The following is an 18624-nucleotide window of genomic DNA, read 5'->3' on the forward strand; positions in this document are numbered from 1 at the left end:
AAAATAAAAAAAGACTTCTTTTAGTTTAAAAAGAGGTCTTTTTTGCTTTTTATGCAATTTTAAAGACCGGTTTTGCCCATAGCCTTTTTTCTTATTTTATATTTGCACTCACAATACAACAACACACACAATGAATATTCTAATTTTAGGATCGGGCGGTAGAGAGCACGCCTTTGCTAAAAAACTTTCAGAAAGCACAAAAATCAACAACCTTTTTGTAGCTCCTGGTAACGCAGGAACCGATGCAATTGCTAAAAATATAGCTATCAATCCAACTGATTTTGCACAGGTAAAAGAAACCGTTTTACAACACGATATCAATATGGTAGTTGTAGGTCCTGAGGCGCCTTTAGTTGAAGGAGTTCATGACTTTTTCTTAGCTGATGAAGAGTTGAAAAACATTCCAGTAATCGGGCCTAAAAAAGATGGTGCTTTATTAGAAGGAAGTAAAGATTTTTCGAAGCAGTTTATGGAAAAACACAACATTCCTACAGCTCGTTATCAATCTTTTACTACTGAAACTTTAGCTGAAGGAAAAAAATTCTTAGAAACCTTAGATCCTCCATATGTATTAAAAGCAGACGGATTAGCTGCTGGAAAAGGAGTATTAATCTTAAACGATTTAGAGGAAGCTAAAGCTGAATTAGAAGAAATGCTTTCCAATCAAAAATTTGGAAGCGCTTCATCAACAGTCGTTATTGAAGAGTTTTTAAAAGGAATAGAATTATCTGTTTTTGTTTTAACTGACGGAAAAAATTATAAAATTTTACCATCTGCTAAAGATTACAAACGTATTGGAGAAGGCGATACAGGGCTAAATACAGGCGGTATGGGCGCTATTTCTCCTGTTCCTTTCGCTACGGATGATTTTTTAACGAAAGTGGAAGAATTGGTCGTTAAACCTACAATTGACGGTTTACAAAAAGACGGAATTGATTACCGTGGATTTATTTTCATCGGATTGATGAATGACAACGGAAATCCATCAGTAGTTGAATACAATGTTCGTATGGGAGATCCTGAAACAGAAGTAGTATTACCTCGTATTCAATCAGACTTATTAGAGTTGTTTGAAGGGGTTGCTACACAAACTTTAGGAGAAAAATCGTACGAAGTTACTCCACAAACTGCAACTACTATAATGTTAGTTTCTGGTGGATATCCTGAAGCTTACGAAAACGGAAAAGAAATTACTGGTTTTGATATTGTAGAAGATTCGATTGTTTTTCATGCTGGAACCTCATTAAAAGAAGGAAAAGTAGTTACAAATGGAGGACGTGTTATGGCAATTACTTCTTTTGGAAATTCTATTGAAGAAGCCTTAGAAAAATCATACAAAAGCATCGATAAAATAGCTTTTGATAAAATGAATTATCGAAAAGATATTGGATTCGATTTAAAATAACAATAATAAAAAAAGGAGTTGATAATCAACTCCTTTTTTTATTTCATTGCCTTTTCTAAGGTAAACGAAAACTCAGATCCTTCTCCATATTTACTTTTTAGAAGAATGGTTTCGTTATGCGCTTCAATAATATGTTTTACGATAGAAAGCCCTAATCCAGAACCTCCTTGCTCACGAGATCTACTTTGATCTACACGATAGAAACGTTCAAACAAACGTGAAAGATGTTCTTGTTTAATTCCTTCCCCATTATCGTTTATTTTAATGATAAACTTGTTCTGATTATACGGTTCAACACTAACGGTGGTTACACCACCTACTCTACCATATTTTATTGAGTTTACCACTAAATTGATTAATACTTGTTCAATTCGTTCAACATCTCCTTTTACTAAGTGAGGAAAATCGTACACGCGATCGAAACGCAGTGTAATGTTTCTCTTTTTAGCTTTCATTTCAAACAAATCAAACACATTTTGAATCAACTCAATAATGTTGAATGTTTGTATATTCATTTTCATTCCCTCTGTTTCTAACTTAGCAATCATATCTAAGTCTTTTACAATAGAGGTTAATCGCTCTACACCCTTATTAGCTCTATCTAAATATTTAGCAAGAATTTCTTTATCATCTGCAGCACCTTCTAATAGCGTTAAAATATATCCCTGCACCGTAAATAATGGTGTTTTTAACTCGTGGGCTACGTTTCCTAAGAAATCTCGACGAAAAGAATCTCGCTGCGTTAAATGGGCTATTTCTTCACTTTTCCCTTCAACGTATTCTTGTACACTTTTAGTAAGCTCTTCAACGTCGGTCGTTACTTTCTTTCTTTTTAAATCGTTGATATCTAAAATAGAAATATCTTCATACATCTTTCTTACTCGTTGGTAAATAAAATGTTCTGCTCGATATTGTATGACAAAAAACGACACAATAAACATGGCGATACCAAAAACGATAACTGCACCAATTCCTAAAATATTAACTAAAAACAGGTATGATAATACTGCTATTATCAACGATAATAACGTAGAATAGAATGCCGACCAAAGGGCGTATCTGTATGTTTTTTTTATTTTTACCATAGATAAAAAAATAGATTGCTAGCTAGCAATCTACTTATTATTTTTTGAGTTCAAAAATTATTTGTCTACTTCGTCTAGCACAAACTTATAGCCTACCCCTTTAACCGTTTTAAAATAGTTATCTCCTATTTTTTCGCGTAGTTTACGAATATGCACATCAATAGTTCTACCACCTACTACAACTTCATTCCCCCAAACGCTATCTAAAATTACTTCTCTTTTAAATACTTTTCCTGGTTTTGAAGTTAGTAAAGAAAATAGTTCAAACTCTTTTCTTGGCAACGCTATTTTTTCATCTCCTTTAAAAACAACATACTCATCTCGGTTGATGATAATATCTCCAATTTTCGTGGTTGTATCTGCTTTTTCTTCTGTTTTTAAACGACGTAGCAATGATTTTACCTTGCTTATTAACACTTTTGGTTTAACAGGCTTTGTAATATAATCATCAGCTCCCGCATCAAAACCAGCTACTTGCGAGTAATCTTCACCTCTAGCAGTTAAAAAAGAAATTAAAACATCTTCTAAAGATTTTATATTTCTAATTTTTTCACAAGCTTCGATACCATCCATTTCTGGCATCATGATATCTAATAAAATTAAATGTGGAGTTACTTTTTTGGCTGTTTTTACAGCTTCTGCCCCATTATTGGCAGTAAAAACCTGATATCCTTCTGATTTTAAATTGTAACCTACAATTTCTAAAATATCTGGTTCATCATCTACTAGTAGAATTTTAAAATCGCTAGTATTCATAGTTCATTTATAATTGATATCCAAAAGTAATCATAAAATAATAAACGCTTGATACACATTCTTAACTTAACGTTCATTTAATATTTAATAAACTTTTACTTAAAAAAACACCTCGTAAAGCACAAAAATTTCCATTTTTTCATTGTTTTTGTATCTTTATAAAAAGAAATTCTATGAAAATTATTCCGTCTCTTGATGAGATTCTATCAAAAGCTAAAAATACATTTAACCGCTTTCCTATAACACTTGCTTGGGTAGTTATTGGTACATTTTTTACTTTATTTACTATTGAAGCAGACACTTTTGATCGTACTGCTAATGGTAAAATTATTTTAACTTTTGTTTTAGGGGTAAGCTGGTTAATAGCTACTCGTTTTTTAAAAGAACAATTTAAGAAAAATCTTTCGTGGTTGTTCATCGTTGTCCTAGGTTTTTTAGTAGTGTTTTATTTTACTTTTGAAACCAATGAAAACAAAATTCATCAAAACACACTCACAAGGTTTGCTCTCTACTTTATAGCAGGTCATTTGTTTGTAATGATTGCTCCTTTTATTACAAAATGGAATAAATCGGCGTATTTTAACTACTTAAAATCTGTTTTTATATCTATTGTTAGAAGTCTATTCTTTTCACTAATTCTTTATTTAGGAATCGTAGTAGCATTGCTTGCTGTTAAACATTTATTCAATATTAATGTTAAGGGAGACCGTTTTTTACAAGTCTTTGTAATCTGTATAGGTATTGTAAACACATGGATTTACCTTTCTGATTTTCCAAAAGATATTCACAATCAACTTGCTATTAACTACACCAAGGCTTTAGAAGTTTTAGTAAAGTATATTTTAATTCCATTGGTTATTTTATACCTCATCATTTTATATGCATACAGTTTAAAAATTGTGATTAATTGGAATTTACCTAAAGGATGGGTTTCGTATTTGGTAATTGCTTTGTCTTTTTTAGGTTTTATTGTTCAAACACTGATCAATCCTATTCAAAAAACAACTAGCTCACGTGCTATTAGAAGATTTCACCCTTGGTTTTATTACTTGTTATTACCTTTAATCGGATTACTTTTTGTGGCTATTTTTAGACGTGTTAATGAATACGGAATTACCGAAAATCGCTATTTCGTGCTTGTGCTTGCTTTCTGGATTTTAGCCATGACATTGTACATGATTTTTAGCAAACAACAAAAAATTAAAATATTTCCACTAAGTCTAGCAATTATAACCTTGCTAGTTTCCTTCGGGTTCTGGGGAGCTTTTTCGGTATCATCTAAAAGTCAAGTTCAACGATTTGAAAAAGTGTACACCGATATTAAAAATACTGATTTTTCAACCACTTTTGAAAAGAAGAATCAACTCCGTTCTATTATTCGTTACCTAAATAAAAAAGACGAGCTAGAGAAAGTTACAGCAACCATAGGTTACAACCCTAAAACCGTATTTAAAACTGAAAGTCATTGGCAACTACAAGAAAAATTAATGGATACTCTAAATATCAAAGCAACAGATCGTCCTGAAAAATTATACGGAGCCTATTATTATAATTTGGATGATTTTAATATAACGTTAGATCTTAAAAACTATGATTTTTTAAAACGTTTATACATCAACCTTCACGAAAATAAAAACTCTATAAATCAGTACCAATTTACTTTAACTGAAAGAAGTAATATTCTAAAAATTTCTACAGGAGAAGATTTAATAGGTGAAATCGACTGTACTGAAATGATTAAAAATCTTAAAAATCAAGAGCTCAATTATAATTTACCCCTTGATTTAATGACTATTGAACAGCATTTTGAAATGTTGAATGTAAAACTTGTTTTTCAAAGTATTAATTTATCAAAAATTGATGATAATGCCTTAGAAGAATATTTGTCTAACGCTACTATTTATGTTTTAATTAAAGAAAAAGATGCTGAATAAACTCAACTTACAAAACATTTTGTTTTTAGATATTGAAACCGTTCCAGAAGTAGAATTATTTACCGATTTATCTCCTGAAATGCAAGAGTTGTATGCGTTAAAAACGCAGTATCAACGAAAAGATGAATTTACTCCTGAAGAGTTTTACCACCGAGCAGGTATATGGGCAGAATTTGGAAAAATCATCTGTATTTCTGTTGGCTATTTTGTAGAACGAAAAGGCGTAAATCAACTACGAGTTACTTCATTTTATGGCGATAATGAGCATAAACTTTTACTAGATTTTAAAAACCTGTTAGATACGCATTTCAATCACCCAAATCACTTATTATGTGCTCATAATGGAAAAGAGTTTGATTTTCCGTACATCGCACGACGTATGATTATCAATGAAATTGAACTACCTAACAAACTCAATTTATTTGGTAAAAAACCATGGGAAGTTCCGCATTTAGACACCATGGATTTATGGAAATTTGGAGATTATAAACACTATACTTCTTTAAAATTACTCACTGCTATTTTAGGGGTTCCATCACCCAAACAAGATATTGATGGAAGCGAAGTTGCTAATGTTTATTATCAAGAGAAAAACTTATCTCGGATTGTTGAATATTGCGAGCGCGATACCGTAGCAGTTGCACAATTATTATTGCGATTTTTAAACAAGCCTTTGGTTGACGAAATTGATATTATCAACGTTTAATAGAAGAAAAATCTAAACTCCTCCCTTTGTGAGGGTTAGGGTGGGCTTCTACCCTTCCAACTTCATAGAAAGCTCAAACCAACGTTCTTCCTTTTCTTCTAAACTCTCAATAATTTGTTGCAGCTCAAGCGATTTTTCATTGATATCGTCCATTGCTATTTCTCCGTTGGTAAACTGCGCTTCAAGATTAACCTTCTTTTTTTGCAACTTTTCAATATCAACCTCTAACTGACCAAACTCACGCTTTTCATTATAACTCAGCTTTCCTTTTTGAGGTGCTTTTTCAGACTTTTCTGCAACTGTTTTCTCTTCTTTAGGTTCTGGTGGTAAAGAACTCTCATACGCTCTGTAATCCGAGTAATTTCCAGGGAAGTTTTCTACTTCTCCTTCTCCTTTGAAAACAAACAATCCATCTACGATTTTATCCATAAAATAACGGTCGTGTGATACCACCATTAAGTTTCCAGGATAATCCAGTAAAAAACTTTCTAATACATTTAGCGTTACCACATCTAAATCGTTGGTAGGCTCATCAAGAATTAAAAAATTAGGGTTTTGAATTAACACCGCACATAAATACAAGCGCTTCTGCTCTCCTCCACTTAATTTCTCTACAAAATCGTGTTGCTTTTTTCGGTCGAATAAAAATCGTTCTAATAACTGGGCTGCAGAAATTCTTCTTCCTTTCGTTAACGGTATTTCTTCTCCAAATTCTTTAATGACTTCAATTACTTTCTGTCCTTCCTTTATTTGGATTCCTTTCTGTGTATAATATCCAAATTTTACCGTCTCTCCTACAATTACCTTCCCGCCATCAACAGGAATTTTACCCGTTAGTATGTTTAAAAATGAGGATTTCCCCGTTCCGTTTTTTCCAATAATTCCAATACGTTCTCCTCTCTTAAAAACGTAGTCAAATCCATCTAAAATTACCTTGTCGCCAAAGTTCTTTTTCAGTTTATGAAGCTCTACTATTTTGCTTCCTAAACGCTCTATGTTAATTTCTAACTGAACTTCGTGTTCTTTTCTTCGTTGATGTGCTTTTTCTTTGATTTGGAAAAAGTCATCAATACGTGATTTTGACTTGGTTGTACGTGCCTTTGGTTGACGACGCATCCATTCCAACTCTTTTTTAAACAAACTTTTCGCTTTGCTTAAATTGGTTGCTTCTAAAGCTAAACGCTCTTCTTTATTTTGAAGGTAATACGAATAATTTCCTTTGTACTTATAGAGTTTTCCGTTATCTAGTTCGATGATTTCATTACACACACGCTCTAAAAAATAACGATCGTGCGTTACCATAAACAGGGTAATTTTTTCCTTTGCAAAAAAAGCTTCTAACCATTCAATCATTTCTAAATCTAGATGGTTGGTTGGCTCATCAAGAATTAGTAAGTCTGGTTTATTAATCAGAATAATTGCTAGTGATAATCGCTTTTTTTGTCCACCAGAAAGTTTTCCTACTTTTTGCGATAAATCATCTAATTTTAACTTAGAAAGTATCTGTTTGTATTGCGTTTCAAAATCCCAAGCATTGTGTTGCTCCATCAACTCAAATGCTTTTTGATACGCCTCAGCATCATCAGGATTTTGTAATGCTTTTTCGTATTGTTGGATGACAGGAAGAATTGTACTTTCTGTAGAAAAAATAGTTTCTTCAATCGTTAAATCAGGATTCAAGTCATCGTCTTGCGCTAAATAGGCAATGTTAATTCCTTTTCGGCTAATAACTTGTCCTTCATCAGGCGTATCTTTTCCTGCAATAATGTTTAAAATAGAGGTTTTTCCACTACCGTTTTTTGCAACAAAGGCTATTTTCTGATCTTTATTAATTCCGAAGGAAATATCTTCAAACAACACTTTTTCACCATATGATTTTGCTATATTTTCTACTGATAGGTAATTCATCCTCTAAAATTTTATGCAAAGAAACGAAAAACCCAAGCAAATCGCTGTAATCTATTTTCTTTTTAAAAGTTTTAATTAAGTGCTTATGATGAATTTTTTTAATTGTACTTTTATTTAAAATTATAGGATAGATGCTTGTTGTTAAAAATTTAGAAATCTCTTTTAAAAATGCACCTTCAGTTGTTCAAGGTATTTCTTTTGAGCTCAAAAAAAATAAAACTTTGGGTATCGTAGGAGAGAGTGGTAGTGGAAAATCGATAAGTTCTTTGGCTATTTTAGGGTTGCTTCCTAAAACAGCTACTGTAAAAGGAGAATTGTTTTTTAATGAACAAAATGTACTAGAATTTAACGAAGCAGATTTTCAAAAAATACGAGGAAATCAAATTGCGATGATTTTTCAAGAACCTATGAGTTCTTTAAATCCGACCTTAACTTGTGGCGTTCAAGTGGCTGAAATTTTGCAACAGCACACGCAACTATCTTCCAAAGAAATTAAAGAAGAAGTGATTTCTTTATTTTCAAAAGTGAAACTTCCAAGACCAGAAGCTATTTACAATTCGTATCCGCACCAAATAAGTGGTGGACAAAAACAACGGGTTATGATTGCAATGGCAATTGCTTGTAAACCTCAACTTTTAATTGCAGATGAACCTACCACAGCGTTGGATGTAACGGTGCAAAAAGAAATAATTTTATTACTGAAAGAGTTGCAGCAAGAATTTGGTATGGGTATTATTTTTATTTCTCACGATTTAGCGTTGGTTTCTGAAATTGCAGATGATGTTGTAGTAATGCACAAAGGGAAATTGGTTGAAAAAGGGAGTGCTAATCATGTTTTTCTGCATCCTAAGGAAAGTTATACAAAAGCTTTAATCAATTCGAAACCCAACACAAAAAAACGACTAAAAACCTTACCTACGGTTAGCGATTTTATCAACGATACGATTGATTCAACAGTGTATACAGATGAAGAACGCACTGCTTTTCATCAAAAAATTTACAACAGACCCCCATTATTAGAAATTGTCGATTTACATAAAGATTTTATCAGCAATGTTTCATGGTGGTCAAAACCAACAGTAGTAAAAGCTGTAAATGATGTGTCATTTAAAATTTATGAAGGCGAAACCTTAGGGTTAGTAGGGGAGAGCGGTTGTGGAAAAACGACCTTGAGTAGAACTATTTTGCAGTTAGAAAAAGTTACTTCGGGAAGTATCTTATACAACGGAACAGATATTACTAAACTCTCTAGAAGCGACTTTAAAAAACTTAGAAAAGAAATTCAAATTATATTTCAAGACCCGTTTTCTTCATTAAATCCTAGAATTACTGTTGGAAATGCGATTTTAGAACCGATGAAAGTTCATAACATCTTAAACTCTAACAAAGAGCGAAAAGAATACGTGTGTAACTTGTTAGAAAAAGTAGGGTTGGAGGCAACGCATTTTAATCGTTATCCACATGAATTTTCTGGTGGACAACGTCAACGTATAGGAATTGCTCGTGCTATTGCTTTACAACCAAAACTAATTATTTGTGACGAATCGGTTTCAGCCCTTGATGTATCGGTACAAGCACAAGTTTTGAATTTATTGAATCAGTTAAAAGCAGAGTTTAACTTCACTTATATTTTTATTTCACATGATTTATCGGTAGTAAAATATATGGCAGATCAATTAGTAGTGATGAACAAAGGTAGGGTAGAAGAAATAGCTGATGCTGATGAGATTTACCAACATCCGAAGACAAAATACACACAAACGCTAATTAACGCCATACCAAAAGGATTATAACTTTTTTCACTGCGTTATAAATGGTATATTGCACCGTTAAAACGAAAAGAAAATTATGAAGATTATAGTACCAATGGCTGGAATTGGGTCTCGTTTAAGACCACATACTTTAACAACTCCTAAGCCACTAACGGTTATAGCTGGTAAATCAATTGTACAACGATTAGTAGAAGATATTACTTCTGTTGTAGATCAACCTATTGAAGAAATTGCTTTTATAATCGGACCTGCTGCTAAAGGTTTTCCTGCAGATACTAAAGATAAATTAATAAAAATAGCTGAAAATTTAGGTGCTAAAGGTTCAGTATATGTTCAAGAAGAAGCGTTAGGAACAGCACATGCTATTTACTGTGCTAAAGAATCATTAGGCGGTTCGTGCGTAGTAGCTTTTGCCGATACGTTATTTAAAGCAGATTTTACTTTAGATGCCAATGCTGATGGGGCTATTTGGGTTAAACAAGTAGAAGATCCTAGTGCTTTTGGAGTAGTAAAATTAAAAGATGGTTTTATTACTGATTTTGTTGAAAAACCTAAAGAGTTTGTTTCTGATTTAGCGATTATCGGTATTTATTATTTTAAGGATGCTGATAAATTACTAGATGAGATTAACTATTTAATTGATAATGATATCAGACCTTCTGGTGAGTATCAATTAACTGAAGCTTTAGAAGCGTTAAAACAAAAAGGAGCTAAGTTTATTCCTGGTAAAGTAAGTACTTGGATGGATTGTGGTAAAAAAGATCCAACGGTAGATACTAACAAACTTGTATTAGGATTTGAACAAGCTGATGGCAACAATTTAGTATCGGAAGACGTTGTATTAGAGAATGCTGAAATTATTCAGCCTTGTTACGTAGGTAAAAATGTAGTGTTGAAAAACACTAAAATTGGTCCTTATGTTTCAATTGGTGAAAATAGTGTGATTGAAAACTCAACTATTACCAACTCACTAATTCAAACAAATGTGCATATTTCAAATGCAAATTTAGATAATGCCATGATTGGAAATCATGCGAAATACAATGCAAATTATACATCGGTAAGTATAGGTGATTATACAGAACTTACATAAATTTTTAAAAGAGGAAAGGCTAAAGGTTTTAGGCAAATGGAATAACCTTTGTTATAATGTGCCTTTTATTAAAAAGAGAGAAGAGAGAAGAGAAAAGAGAGTTTTTCTGTCTTTCTTCTTTCTTCTTTTTACTTTCTCCTTTTACCTTTCACCTCAACACCTTAACGCTCAAGATAGCATTCCAGCTGCTGTGGATGTTAATGAAAGGAACAATTTTGAGTTTCAACAACACTTTTTCAGAGCTCTTTCAGATAAGGCTATTTTCAATTATAAAAATGCGATTGAGCATTTAGAAAAGTGCAATAAGATACTTCCTAACAATACCGCTGTTTTATTTGAGCTTTCAAAAAACTATACACAATTAGGCAGAAACCCTGAGGCTTTAAACTACATTGATATGGCTTTAACTAACGATCCTAGTAATTTATGGATGCTAGAACATAAAGTCACTATTTTAAGAAAGCTTGCTAATTTTGAAGATGCAATAATCACACAACAAAAAATTGTAGAAAAACATCCTAAGAAAAAACAAGTATTGGTTTATTTACATCTTCAAAACAAAGATGTTGAAGCCGCAAAAACTGTCTTGTCTGAATTAAGAGAGGCAAAATTATTAAACGCTCAACTGCGTAAAATAGAGGAAAACTTAACTGCTCGTACGGTAAAAGTAGTTGCCTCAAATAAAACATCTGAAAATATCGATGCTAAATCGCTTTTTGAAAAAGAAAAGTCATTTGTTAATTTAAAAACGTTACTAGATGAATTGGCTACCGAAAAAAATTCTGATTTATTAAAGTACAGTGAAGAAGGATTAACACTTTTTCCAGCCCAACCTTTCGTGTACTTAATGAATGGTAAAGCATACAATGACAACAAAAATTTTAAAAAAGCATTGGTAAGCTTACAAAACGGCATTGATTTTGTTATTGACAATAACGAAATAGAAGCAAAGTTTTATTTAGAAATGGCAAGGTCTTATCATGGGTTGAACGATATTAAAAAATCAAATTCTTACAAGAATAAAGCAGCCAAAATTTTAAAATAAAACTAACCTAGTTAGTATAAATTTATGAGATATATCACTCTTTTACTTATCGTATTCTTAAGTATTACTTCATGTAAGTCAACTAAAAACGTTACTAGTAACACCGCTATTAAAGAACTTTCTGCTCGAAAAGTAGCTAAAAAACATAGTGCAGCAAACTTTGATAAAGAAACGGTAGACGCTAGGTTAAAGGTTAATTATAAAGATAACAGGGAAGATGTTGGTTTTTCTGTTCGCATGAAAATTAAAAAAGATGAGGTTATTTGGTTGAAAGGGTCTAAAATGATTACCGTTTTTAAAGCTAAAATTACCCCAACTAGAGTACAATTTTATTCTCCATATAAAAAGAACTTTTTTGATGGAGATTTTTCCATGTTGAAAGAACTGTTAGGTACCGATATTAACTTTCAGCAATTACAAAACATGTTGTTAGGCGAAGCTTTGGTTGATGTAAAATCGGAACGTCAAGAAGTGGCTATACATGATAAATCATATCAATTATCGCCAAAAAACCAATCAGAATTGTTCGATTTGTTTTTTTACATCAACCCTTTACATTTCAAACTGAACAAACAATCGGTTATAAATCCGCTAAAAAACCAACGCTTAGATATTAGTTATCCTAAATATTCTAAAAAAAATAGTACTTTATTCCCTGAAAAAATCAACATACAAGCCAAAGAAAATAATAAGTTTACTATTATTGATATTCATACGCGTTCGGTTGAATACAACACGAAATTAAATGTAGATTTTACTATTCCTAACGGATATAAAGAAATTCAATTATAATGAAACACACTGTTTATTACATCTTTTTATGCCTGTTTTTTATAGGACTTTCTTCTTTTGGTCAAAGTAGAAAAGAACTTGAGAATAAGCGAAAAAAACTTCAAAATGAAATACAGCAGGTTAACAGTCTTATAATTAAAACCAACAAGAAGAAAAGCAACGCTTTAGACGATTTAAAAGATTTAAGCCAAAAAATTACGGTACGTGAGCGCTTAATTGAAACAATAGAATTAGAGTCGAAAGCTTTGTCTTTAGAGATAAAATCAAACGAAAAAGAGCTTAAAAAATACAACGATGAATTGGCTAAATTAAAAGCTGATTATGCTGATATGGTTGTAAAATCATACAAAAGTAAATCGCAACAAAGTAAAACCATGTTCTTACTTTCTTCTGAAAGCTTTTATCAAGCTTACAAGCGTTTAAAATACATGCAACAATACAGTGATTTTAGAAGAAAACAAGGTGAAGAAATTGTTGTAAAAGCTAAAGAAATAGAACAGTTAAACGATTCGTTAATTGTACAAAGAAAATCTAAAGAGGCTTTACTTTCTGATGAGAAAAATCAGAAAAAAGAAATTGAAGAAGATAAAAAAAATCAAGAACAACTCATTTCAAAAATTAAAAAGGAAGAAAAAAAGTATAAAAGTGAGTTACAAAAAAAACAGAAAGAAGAAAAAAGAATTGCTGCTAAAATTGATAAGTTAATTAGAGAGGCTATTGCCAAAGCCAATGAAGGTAAAAAAACCGACAAAGGTAAAACGAGTAGTTCTGGCTTTATTTTAAATGCTGAAGAAAAAGCCCTATTAGCTAATTTTGAACAAAACAAAGGAAATCTTCCTTGGCCAGTTAATGGTATTATTACCAGAAAATATGGGGTACAACCGCACCCAACATTTCCTGGAATCAAAATCAACAGTCACGGATTGTATATCGCAACCAAAGCTGGTACCGACGTAAAAAGTATTTTTAACGGAAAAGTATTAGTAGTTCAATTACATCCTGATGGTAGAAAATCTGTTTATGTACAACACGGTAACTATATTTCTACTTACGTCAAGTTGAAAGAAGTATATGTTAAAAAAGGAGATATAGTAAAAACTGGTGAAAAATTAGGAAAAGTTTTTACCGATAAAGTTACGGGTAAAACACAGCTTAGTTTTATGCTGTATAAAAACAAAGACCGATTGAATCCTTCACAGTGGATTCGCTCATAATAATTATGAAACGAACATTAATAAATTTTAAGCTTTATCTTTTGTGAAAAAAGCTTAAAATTTATTAATGTGAGAGCGTAGCGGTTACACACGTTCTCAATTTTATAATTAAACTTTTGATAAAACAATTATAAAAATTTAAACGTGTGAAAAACGCAGCCAACTTTATTATTGTAACCGTAGCTATTTTAGCTACACTGGTTATTGGAAAAGGAATTTTAATTCCGTTCATTTTCGCACTTATTTTTTGGTTTTTAACACGAGAGATTCGAAAAACTATTTATAAAATTCCTTTTGCTAAGCGATTTATTCCTTTTTGGTTGAGTAATGTGTTTGTGTTTTCTCTTATTGTTTTAGGTTTTGGGTTTGTTTCTGAAATTATTACCAATAGCATTTCCAATTTAACCACATCATATTCGAAATATGAACCTAATGTTGATGCTATCATTAAAAGTTTAGATACCTTTTTTCATATTGATATCATTACTTCGGTAAAATCGGTAGTAGGAGATTTTGATTATGGCTCTGTTTTAGGCGATATAGCGAACGGAATTAGTAGTTTGCTGGGTGATACCTTTATGATTATTATTTATGCCTTATTTATCTTCTTAGAGGAAAGCAACTTTAAGTTAAAACTACAACGTGTATTCTCTAATCATGAAGGAAGTTCAAAAAGCTTTCAATTTATCTTAAAAAAGGTAGAAAGCTCAATTTCTAACTACTTACGTTTAAAAACCTATGTAAGTTTATTAACGGGTATCTTAAGTTATTTTGTTTTGCTAATGGTTGGAGTAGATGGCGCACCGTTTTGGGCCTTCCTTATCTTTTTATTAAACTACATTCCAACTATCGGATCATTAGTCGCTACAGCATTCCCAGCAATTTTTTGTTTGATTCAGTTTGGAGAATTCACTCCGTTTTTAATTGTTGTATTTGCCGTTGGTGCTATTCAGGTAGTCGTAGGAAATGTTGTAGAACCTAAAGTTTTTGGAAAATCGCTGAATTTAAGCCCGCTAGTTACCATTCTTTCACTAGCTGTTTGGGGAGAAATTTGGGGAATTACAGGGATGATACTTTCGGTACCTATTACCGTAATTATGATTATTATCTTTTCTCAGTTTGAAAATACAAAAAACATTGCCATTTTCTTGTCTGAAAGTGGCAATGTAGATGATATTTAATATACTCTATGTTTCTTTCTACTTTAAACTAAAAACACATCGTAAAGGTTTAAGCCAACTAAGAGTAAAATGATTATAATAGCAACTTTTACTTTCTATTTTTAATTGATATACCATAACCAATAAAAAATAAGGTACTCACTACTAACAAAACTAGCATCCTGTTTTCGTTTGGTCTATTAAGTCCATCTTCGAAATCATATGGTATTAAATGGCAATTGACAAGTAGCGATAATAATATTATGTATATAGCTAGACCTTAGCATTATTTTTTAATAAATCTAATAGCTCTACATTCATCTGGATCACCATATTCTATAAATAATACAGGTTTCTTTTCTTTTACATAAACTTGTATAGTTCTTAACGCTAAACCTGTACCATCATTTTCGCCAAACTTTAAATCTGTAGGTAGAAAATACTTATCTTTTGAACGATTTTCAATAAAATTCTGTTTCCATGTTCCTTGTACGTTTATTTTTTTATTAGATTTTATAAAGTCGAAAATATCTATAGGCATATTATTCATCTCTATTGTTTTATCTTTTTTTAATTTTATTATAGAATTATTAGTTTTAAAATTATTATTAATACTTCTTTCTACTATATATTCACCAATAAAAAAACTATCTTTTTGTTTTTCTGTTAATTGATTAAGTCCTGAGTCTAAATTACAGGGGATTAAATAACAATTATAAAGAAATAAAGTTAAAAGTAAATAAAGTTTTACTATATGTTTGTTTTTTAATGATTTGATTTTCATTTTATCTAACTTTTAGTTTAAATTTAAAATATTGTTTAATAGTTGAGAGAGGTTTGTTATTCCCAGAACCATCTCTGTCATAATTCTCTCCTATATGAAGTAATAGAGAGTTTCTACTAGTGCCATTTGATAGTTCAACAATAATCCAATCAGGGTCACTACTTGGAGAATATTTAACACTTGCCCCACCTATAAAAAACTGCACCCAATTAGCACTAGCTACAACATCAATATGTTTATTAATAGAATCAATAATACCTGCATGATCTGGGCTAAAAGAATAACCTCCTGAAAGAGGAGTAATTCTATTTAAAAATTGATCATATGTTATCCCTTCTTTATCTAATCTTTCAAAAAAATCAACTTTAATATCATTAGGTACATTACCTGCTAGCATTTGTTGTGTCATATCATAATCAAAAGGAAATTGTCTTTCGTCTTTACCTTCTCCGTTTGCAAATTCATACAATAAATATCCAACCCCCTTTTTTACCGTCGTTTTTAAAAGCATATTCTTTATTAGCTTCTTTGGTTTGGTTAGCATCTGGGTTTAACTTAAAAGCAGTTTTTGTTAAGGCTTTTGTAAGTTGCTGGTCTAAATATTTATTTAAATCATCCCAAATCTCTTTAGAAATTTTATCTTTAAGTTGTTCTAGTCTTTTAGCATATTCTCTTAAGGTTTTTAACCAAGGTGTTTCTAAAGCATCGAAAGTAGGAGTGTCTAGAAGAGTCTCAAAATTATTTAAGTCAATATAAATTTCAATAGCTTGTTCGGCAAAGGTTGCGGCTTCTAGGGAAGAATCAGTACTTAAATAAGTTACTAAGCTATCATAAGCTCCTTTATTATTTTCATCAAATAACCATTCTCTCTCCTCAATAGTTAAACTTTTAGATAAGCTAGCAGGTAATAAATATACTGGTGAAGTTATTGTTGTTACTTCTTCTATTGAATCATTTGTTGACCCTCGTGTACTACCATTTGTACCTCCACCAACAGGATAATCAGTGCCTGTGTCTGTAACTCCACCACCACCAGATTGACAATCATAACTCCAAGTAGTTATGGTATTAGTTGTACATTCTCTTCTCGCTCCTAGCATTGGGTCTCCATAAAAACCACAACTAGTATCTCCAAAACTATGACTTAAAGGTTTTCCGTCTAAATATCCCTTACATGATAAGTAAATACAACTACTTGTGTCTTCTTCTGTTTCGGTAACTAACCTAGGAGCACATCCGTCTGTTTTATTTTGATAAAATTCAGTGCCTAATTTCAAATTAATGGCGTTGTTAATTTTAAACTCGCCTGTGCTAGTAATAAAATAGCTTACAAGATGCTGGATAATTTTACCATCATTATATTTTGTTACTACTAAATTATAAATTTGGTTCTTAAGGAAATCATTACTTGAAACAGCGAATGTATAACTTGTACTAGTTTTTGTTTTTAATTTTAAAACTAAGCTTTTGTCAAAAAACAAATTATTTAATTTTACACTTTCTTCTTTTGATAGAACATCTTGTTCTAAATTTAATTTTTCAATTCTTTCAACCACATTAAAATCTACTGATTTTAACTCATTAAAAGTTAAGTATTCTCCTTGAATAACTTTATTTGGATTTGAATCAATGGTTTCGTCTGTTTCACAACTTAACATAAATACTGTAATACCTAGCAATAATACAATACTTAAAAAATTAACAATCTTGCCTCTTTTTAATTTCATAATAATAACTTTTATTTTTTGCTCACAAAAGTAAATCATCATAAATTAAAACAGGTAAGTGTTTTGCATAAAAAAAGTAAGTGAATCACTTACTTTTTATTATTAAACTATCTTTTATAGTTATATTTATACATTTACTTTTTGAAGCTGTTTTAATCCATGAAAATAGATTTTAGCTCTATGGCTTCCTTAGGATCCATTTTACCGGCTAAAACTAAACTTAATTGCTTTCTACGTAAAGCAGCTTCATATCGTTTTTTCTCTAACTCTGTTTCTGGTTCAATTTGTGGAATTGGTACAGGCTTTCCTGTTTCATCAACTGCTACAAACGTGTAAATTCCTTCGTTTACTTTAGTTTTCTCACCAGATTGACGGTCTTCAATCCAAACATCAACATAAATCTCCATTGAAGATTTAAACGCACGAGAAACTTTTGCTTCTAAGGTAACTACACTCCCTACAGGAACTGATTTTGAAAAAGCTACGTGATTAACAGAGGCTGTTACTACAATTCTTCTCGAATGACGGCGTGCAGCAATACTACAAGCTCTATCCATACGAGCTAATAACTCTCCTCCAAAAAGGTTGTCTAAATAATTGGTTTCTCCTGGTAATACAAGATCGGTAAGTACCGTTAACGATTCGCTAGGTGTTTTTGCTCTCATCAATTACATTTTGCTGCAAAGATACAGCAAGAAAAAAACCTATACTAGTTCTTGATTTGAAATTACGCTAAAATAAAAAGCAGAAGTTTTTTGTTTAGATAAAAAAGAAAATCAAAGCATAGCCACAGCTACGTTTTTATTTTATTTCGTGTCCCGTCCTGAAATAGCGTTACACAAAAATTCAAGTGTAATGAAAACAACTTATGTAAAACGTACTCAGAAAGACTATTCTTTGTCTTTCAAACTTCAAGTAGTTCAAGAGATTGAGCAAGGTTTACTCACACGTACTCAAGCTCTCTCTAAATATGGTATTCAATCAGGAGCCACTATCAGAACTTGGTTAAAAAAATATGGTAACTTTGATTGGCAGAATCAAACTCCACTTTCTATGTCAAAGACTCACGAACAAAAGATTTTAGAATTAGAAGAAAAGATCAAACTCTTAGAGAAACAGAAAGCACGTGCAGAACACCTGGCTGAACGCGCTGATAAAAAAGTTATTCTGTTTGATATGATGATTGACTTAGCAGAAAAAGAATTTAATATTCCTATCAGAAAAAACTCCAACCCCAAGTAAT

The 18624-nt window shown here is 31.5% G+C and carries 17 protein-coding genes; 10 read left to right on the top strand and 7 right to left on the bottom strand.

Features of this window, described 5'->3' with window-relative positions; translation table 11 throughout:
• The first annotated feature begins 130 nt into the window (after positions 1 to 130).
• The gene (gene purD / locus ACR9ES_RS08535) at positions 131 to 1405 is read left to right on the top strand and encodes a phosphoribosylamine--glycine ligase (protein WP_435253907.1); all 1275 of its coding nucleotides are present in this window, start codon (positions 131 to 133) and stop codon (positions 1403 to 1405) included.
• Between the two features lie 38 nt (positions 1406 to 1443).
• Here the strand turns inward: purD and ACR9ES_RS08540 are convergent, their stop codons facing one another.
• Together ACR9ES_RS08540 and ACR9ES_RS08545 are read right to left on the bottom strand one after the other, a co-directional pair.
• Entirely contained in the window at positions 1444 to 2490 is a 1047-nt protein-coding gene (locus ACR9ES_RS08540) for a sensor histidine kinase (protein WP_408037122.1), read from the bottom strand.
• A 57-nt stretch (positions 2491 to 2547) separates the two neighbouring features.
• Positions 2548 to 3246 carry a response regulator transcription factor gene (locus ACR9ES_RS08545; RefSeq protein ID WP_435253908.1) on the bottom strand — a complete coding sequence of 233 codons (699 nt, stop codon included), beginning with the start codon at positions 3244 to 3246 and terminating at the stop codon, positions 2548 to 2550.
• A 173-nt stretch (positions 3247 to 3419) separates the two neighbouring features.
• Here ACR9ES_RS08545 and ACR9ES_RS08550 point away from each other — a divergent pair, with 173 nt between their 5' ends.
• Positions 3420 to 5180 carry a DUF4153 domain-containing protein gene (locus tag ACR9ES_RS08550; protein WP_435253909.1) on the top strand — a complete coding sequence of 587 codons (1761 nt, stop codon included), beginning with the start codon at positions 3420 to 3422 and terminating at the stop codon, positions 5178 to 5180.
• On the top strand, positions 5170 to 5886 hold the full coding sequence (locus tag ACR9ES_RS08555) for a 3'-5' exonuclease (protein WP_274635304.1): 717 nt from the start codon (positions 5170 to 5172) through the stop codon (positions 5884 to 5886). The genes ACR9ES_RS08550 and ACR9ES_RS08555 overlap by 11 nt, the downstream gene beginning before the upstream one ends.
• A gap of 48 nt (positions 5887 to 5934) precedes the next feature.
• On the opposite strand, the gene ACR9ES_RS08560 is transcribed toward ACR9ES_RS08555, so the two are convergent.
• Positions 5935 to 7794 carry an ABC-F family ATP-binding cassette domain-containing protein gene (locus ACR9ES_RS08560; protein WP_435253910.1) on the bottom strand — a complete coding sequence of 620 codons (1860 nt, stop codon included), beginning with the start codon at positions 7792 to 7794 and terminating at the stop codon, positions 5935 to 5937.
• 131 nt (positions 7795 to 7925) lie between these two features.
• Between ACR9ES_RS08560 and ACR9ES_RS08565 the strand changes: the two genes are divergently transcribed.
• From ACR9ES_RS08565 to ACR9ES_RS08590, 6 genes are all read left to right on the top strand, one after another.
• On the top strand, positions 7926 to 9587 hold the full coding sequence (locus ACR9ES_RS08565) for an ABC transporter ATP-binding protein (protein WP_435253911.1): 1662 nt from the start codon (positions 7926 to 7928) through the stop codon (positions 9585 to 9587).
• Positions 9588 to 9642: 55 nt separating this feature from the next.
• The gene (locus ACR9ES_RS08570; protein ID WP_435253912.1) at positions 9643 to 10659 is read left to right on the top strand and encodes a sugar phosphate nucleotidyltransferase; all 1017 of its coding nucleotides are present in this window, start codon (positions 9643 to 9645) and stop codon (positions 10657 to 10659) included.
• Positions 10660 to 10717: 58 nt separating this feature from the next.
• Positions 10718 to 11704, top strand: a complete 987-nt coding sequence (locus tag ACR9ES_RS08575; RefSeq protein WP_435253913.1) for a tetratricopeptide repeat protein — start codon at positions 10718 to 10720, stop codon at positions 11702 to 11704.
• 24 nt (positions 11705 to 11728) lie between these two features.
• Positions 11729 to 12496 (top strand): DUF4292 domain-containing protein, encoded by a 768-nt coding sequence (locus ACR9ES_RS08580; RefSeq protein ID WP_435253914.1) that lies wholly within the window; start codon positions 11729 to 11731, stop codon positions 12494 to 12496.
• Positions 12496 to 13710 (top strand): murein hydrolase activator EnvC family protein, encoded by a 1215-nt coding sequence (locus ACR9ES_RS08585; protein WP_435253915.1) that lies wholly within the window; start codon positions 12496 to 12498, stop codon positions 13708 to 13710. The genes ACR9ES_RS08580 and ACR9ES_RS08585 overlap by 1 nt, the downstream gene beginning before the upstream one ends.
• A 146-nt stretch (positions 13711 to 13856) precedes the next feature.
• Positions 13857 to 14891 carry an AI-2E family transporter gene (locus tag ACR9ES_RS08590; RefSeq protein ID WP_435253916.1) on the top strand — a complete coding sequence of 345 codons (1035 nt, stop codon included), beginning with the start codon at positions 13857 to 13859 and terminating at the stop codon, positions 14889 to 14891.
• Between the two features lie 265 nt (positions 14892 to 15156).
• On the opposite strand, the gene ACR9ES_RS08595 is transcribed toward ACR9ES_RS08590, so the two are convergent.
• From ACR9ES_RS08595 to ACR9ES_RS08610, 4 genes are all read right to left on the bottom strand, one after another.
• Positions 15157 to 15654, bottom strand: coding sequence for a hypothetical protein (locus ACR9ES_RS08595; RefSeq protein ID WP_435253917.1), 498 nt, complete (start codon positions 15652 to 15654; stop codon positions 15157 to 15159).
• A 1-nt stretch (position 15655) separates the two neighbouring features.
• A complete protein-coding gene (locus ACR9ES_RS08600) occupies positions 15656 to 16165 on the bottom strand; it encodes a hypothetical protein (protein ID WP_435253918.1) in 510 nt (169 codons plus the stop codon).
• Positions 16116 to 17381: a hypothetical protein gene (locus tag ACR9ES_RS08605; RefSeq protein ID WP_435253919.1), complete on the bottom strand. Its 1266-nt coding sequence runs from the start codon at positions 17379 to 17381 to the stop codon at positions 16116 to 16118. Before ACR9ES_RS08605 ends, ACR9ES_RS08600 begins: the two co-directional genes overlap by 50 nt.
• A gap of 152 nt (positions 17382 to 17533) precedes the next feature.
• Positions 17534 to 18046, bottom strand: coding sequence for an acyl-CoA thioesterase (locus ACR9ES_RS08610; RefSeq protein WP_028891640.1), 513 nt, complete (start codon positions 18044 to 18046; stop codon positions 17534 to 17536).
• A gap of 190 nt (positions 18047 to 18236) precedes the next feature.
• On the opposite strand from ACR9ES_RS08610, the gene ACR9ES_RS08615 reads away from it, so the two are divergent.
• Positions 18237 to 18623, top strand: coding sequence for a helix-turn-helix domain-containing protein (locus ACR9ES_RS08615; protein WP_435253920.1), 387 nt, complete (start codon positions 18237 to 18239; stop codon positions 18621 to 18623).
• Position 18624: the final 1 nt, after the last annotated feature.

This window comes from Tenacibaculum sp. A30 (genome assembly GCF_051200845.1).
Taxonomy (GTDB): domain Bacteria; phylum Bacteroidota; class Bacteroidia; order Flavobacteriales; family Flavobacteriaceae; genus Polaribacter.

Excerpts from the sequence above, each read along its gene's own strand:
- ACR9ES_RS08600 (WP_435253918.1), bottom strand. The coding sequence starts at position 16,165 with ATGCTTTTAAAAACGACGGTAAAAAAGGGGGTTGGATATTTATTGTAT.
- ACR9ES_RS08615 (WP_435253920.1), top strand. The coding sequence starts at position 18,237 with ATGAAAACAACTTATGTAAAACGTACTCAGAAAGACTATTCTTTGTCT.
- ACR9ES_RS08555 (WP_274635304.1), top strand. The coding sequence starts at position 5,170 with ATGCTGAATAAACTCAACTTACAAAACATTTTGTTTTTAGATATTGAA.
- ACR9ES_RS08605 (WP_435253919.1), bottom strand. The coding sequence starts at position 17,381 with ATGAAATTAAAAAGAGGCAAGATTGTTAATTTTTTAAGTATTGTATTA.
- ACR9ES_RS08585 (WP_435253915.1), top strand. The coding sequence starts at position 12,496 with ATGAAACACACTGTTTATTACATCTTTTTATGCCTGTTTTTTATAGGA.
- ACR9ES_RS08595 (WP_435253917.1), bottom strand. The coding sequence starts at position 15,654 with ATGAAAATCAAATCATTAAAAAACAAACATATAGTAAAACTTTATTTA.
- ACR9ES_RS08545 (WP_435253908.1), bottom strand. The coding sequence starts at position 3,246 with ATGAATACTAGCGATTTTAAAATTCTACTAGTAGATGATGAACCAGAT.
- ACR9ES_RS08570 (WP_435253912.1), top strand. The coding sequence starts at position 9,643 with ATGAAGATTATAGTACCAATGGCTGGAATTGGGTCTCGTTTAAGACCA.
- ACR9ES_RS08540 (WP_408037122.1), bottom strand. The coding sequence starts at position 2,490 with ATGGTAAAAATAAAAAAAACATACAGATACGCCCTTTGGTCGGCATTC.
- ACR9ES_RS08580 (WP_435253914.1), top strand. The coding sequence starts at position 11,729 with ATGAGATATATCACTCTTTTACTTATCGTATTCTTAAGTATTACTTCA.
- ACR9ES_RS08560 (WP_435253910.1), bottom strand. The coding sequence starts at position 7,794 with ATGAATTACCTATCAGTAGAAAATATAGCAAAATCATATGGTGAAAAA.
- purD (WP_435253907.1), top strand. The coding sequence starts at position 131 with ATGAATATTCTAATTTTAGGATCGGGCGGTAGAGAGCACGCCTTTGCT.
- ACR9ES_RS08550 (WP_435253909.1), top strand. The coding sequence starts at position 3,420 with ATGAAAATTATTCCGTCTCTTGATGAGATTCTATCAAAAGCTAAAAAT.
- ACR9ES_RS08610 (WP_028891640.1), bottom strand. The coding sequence starts at position 18,046 with ATGAGAGCAAAAACACCTAGCGAATCGTTAACGGTACTTACCGATCTT.
- ACR9ES_RS08565 (WP_435253911.1), top strand. The coding sequence starts at position 7,926 with ATGCTTGTTGTTAAAAATTTAGAAATCTCTTTTAAAAATGCACCTTCA.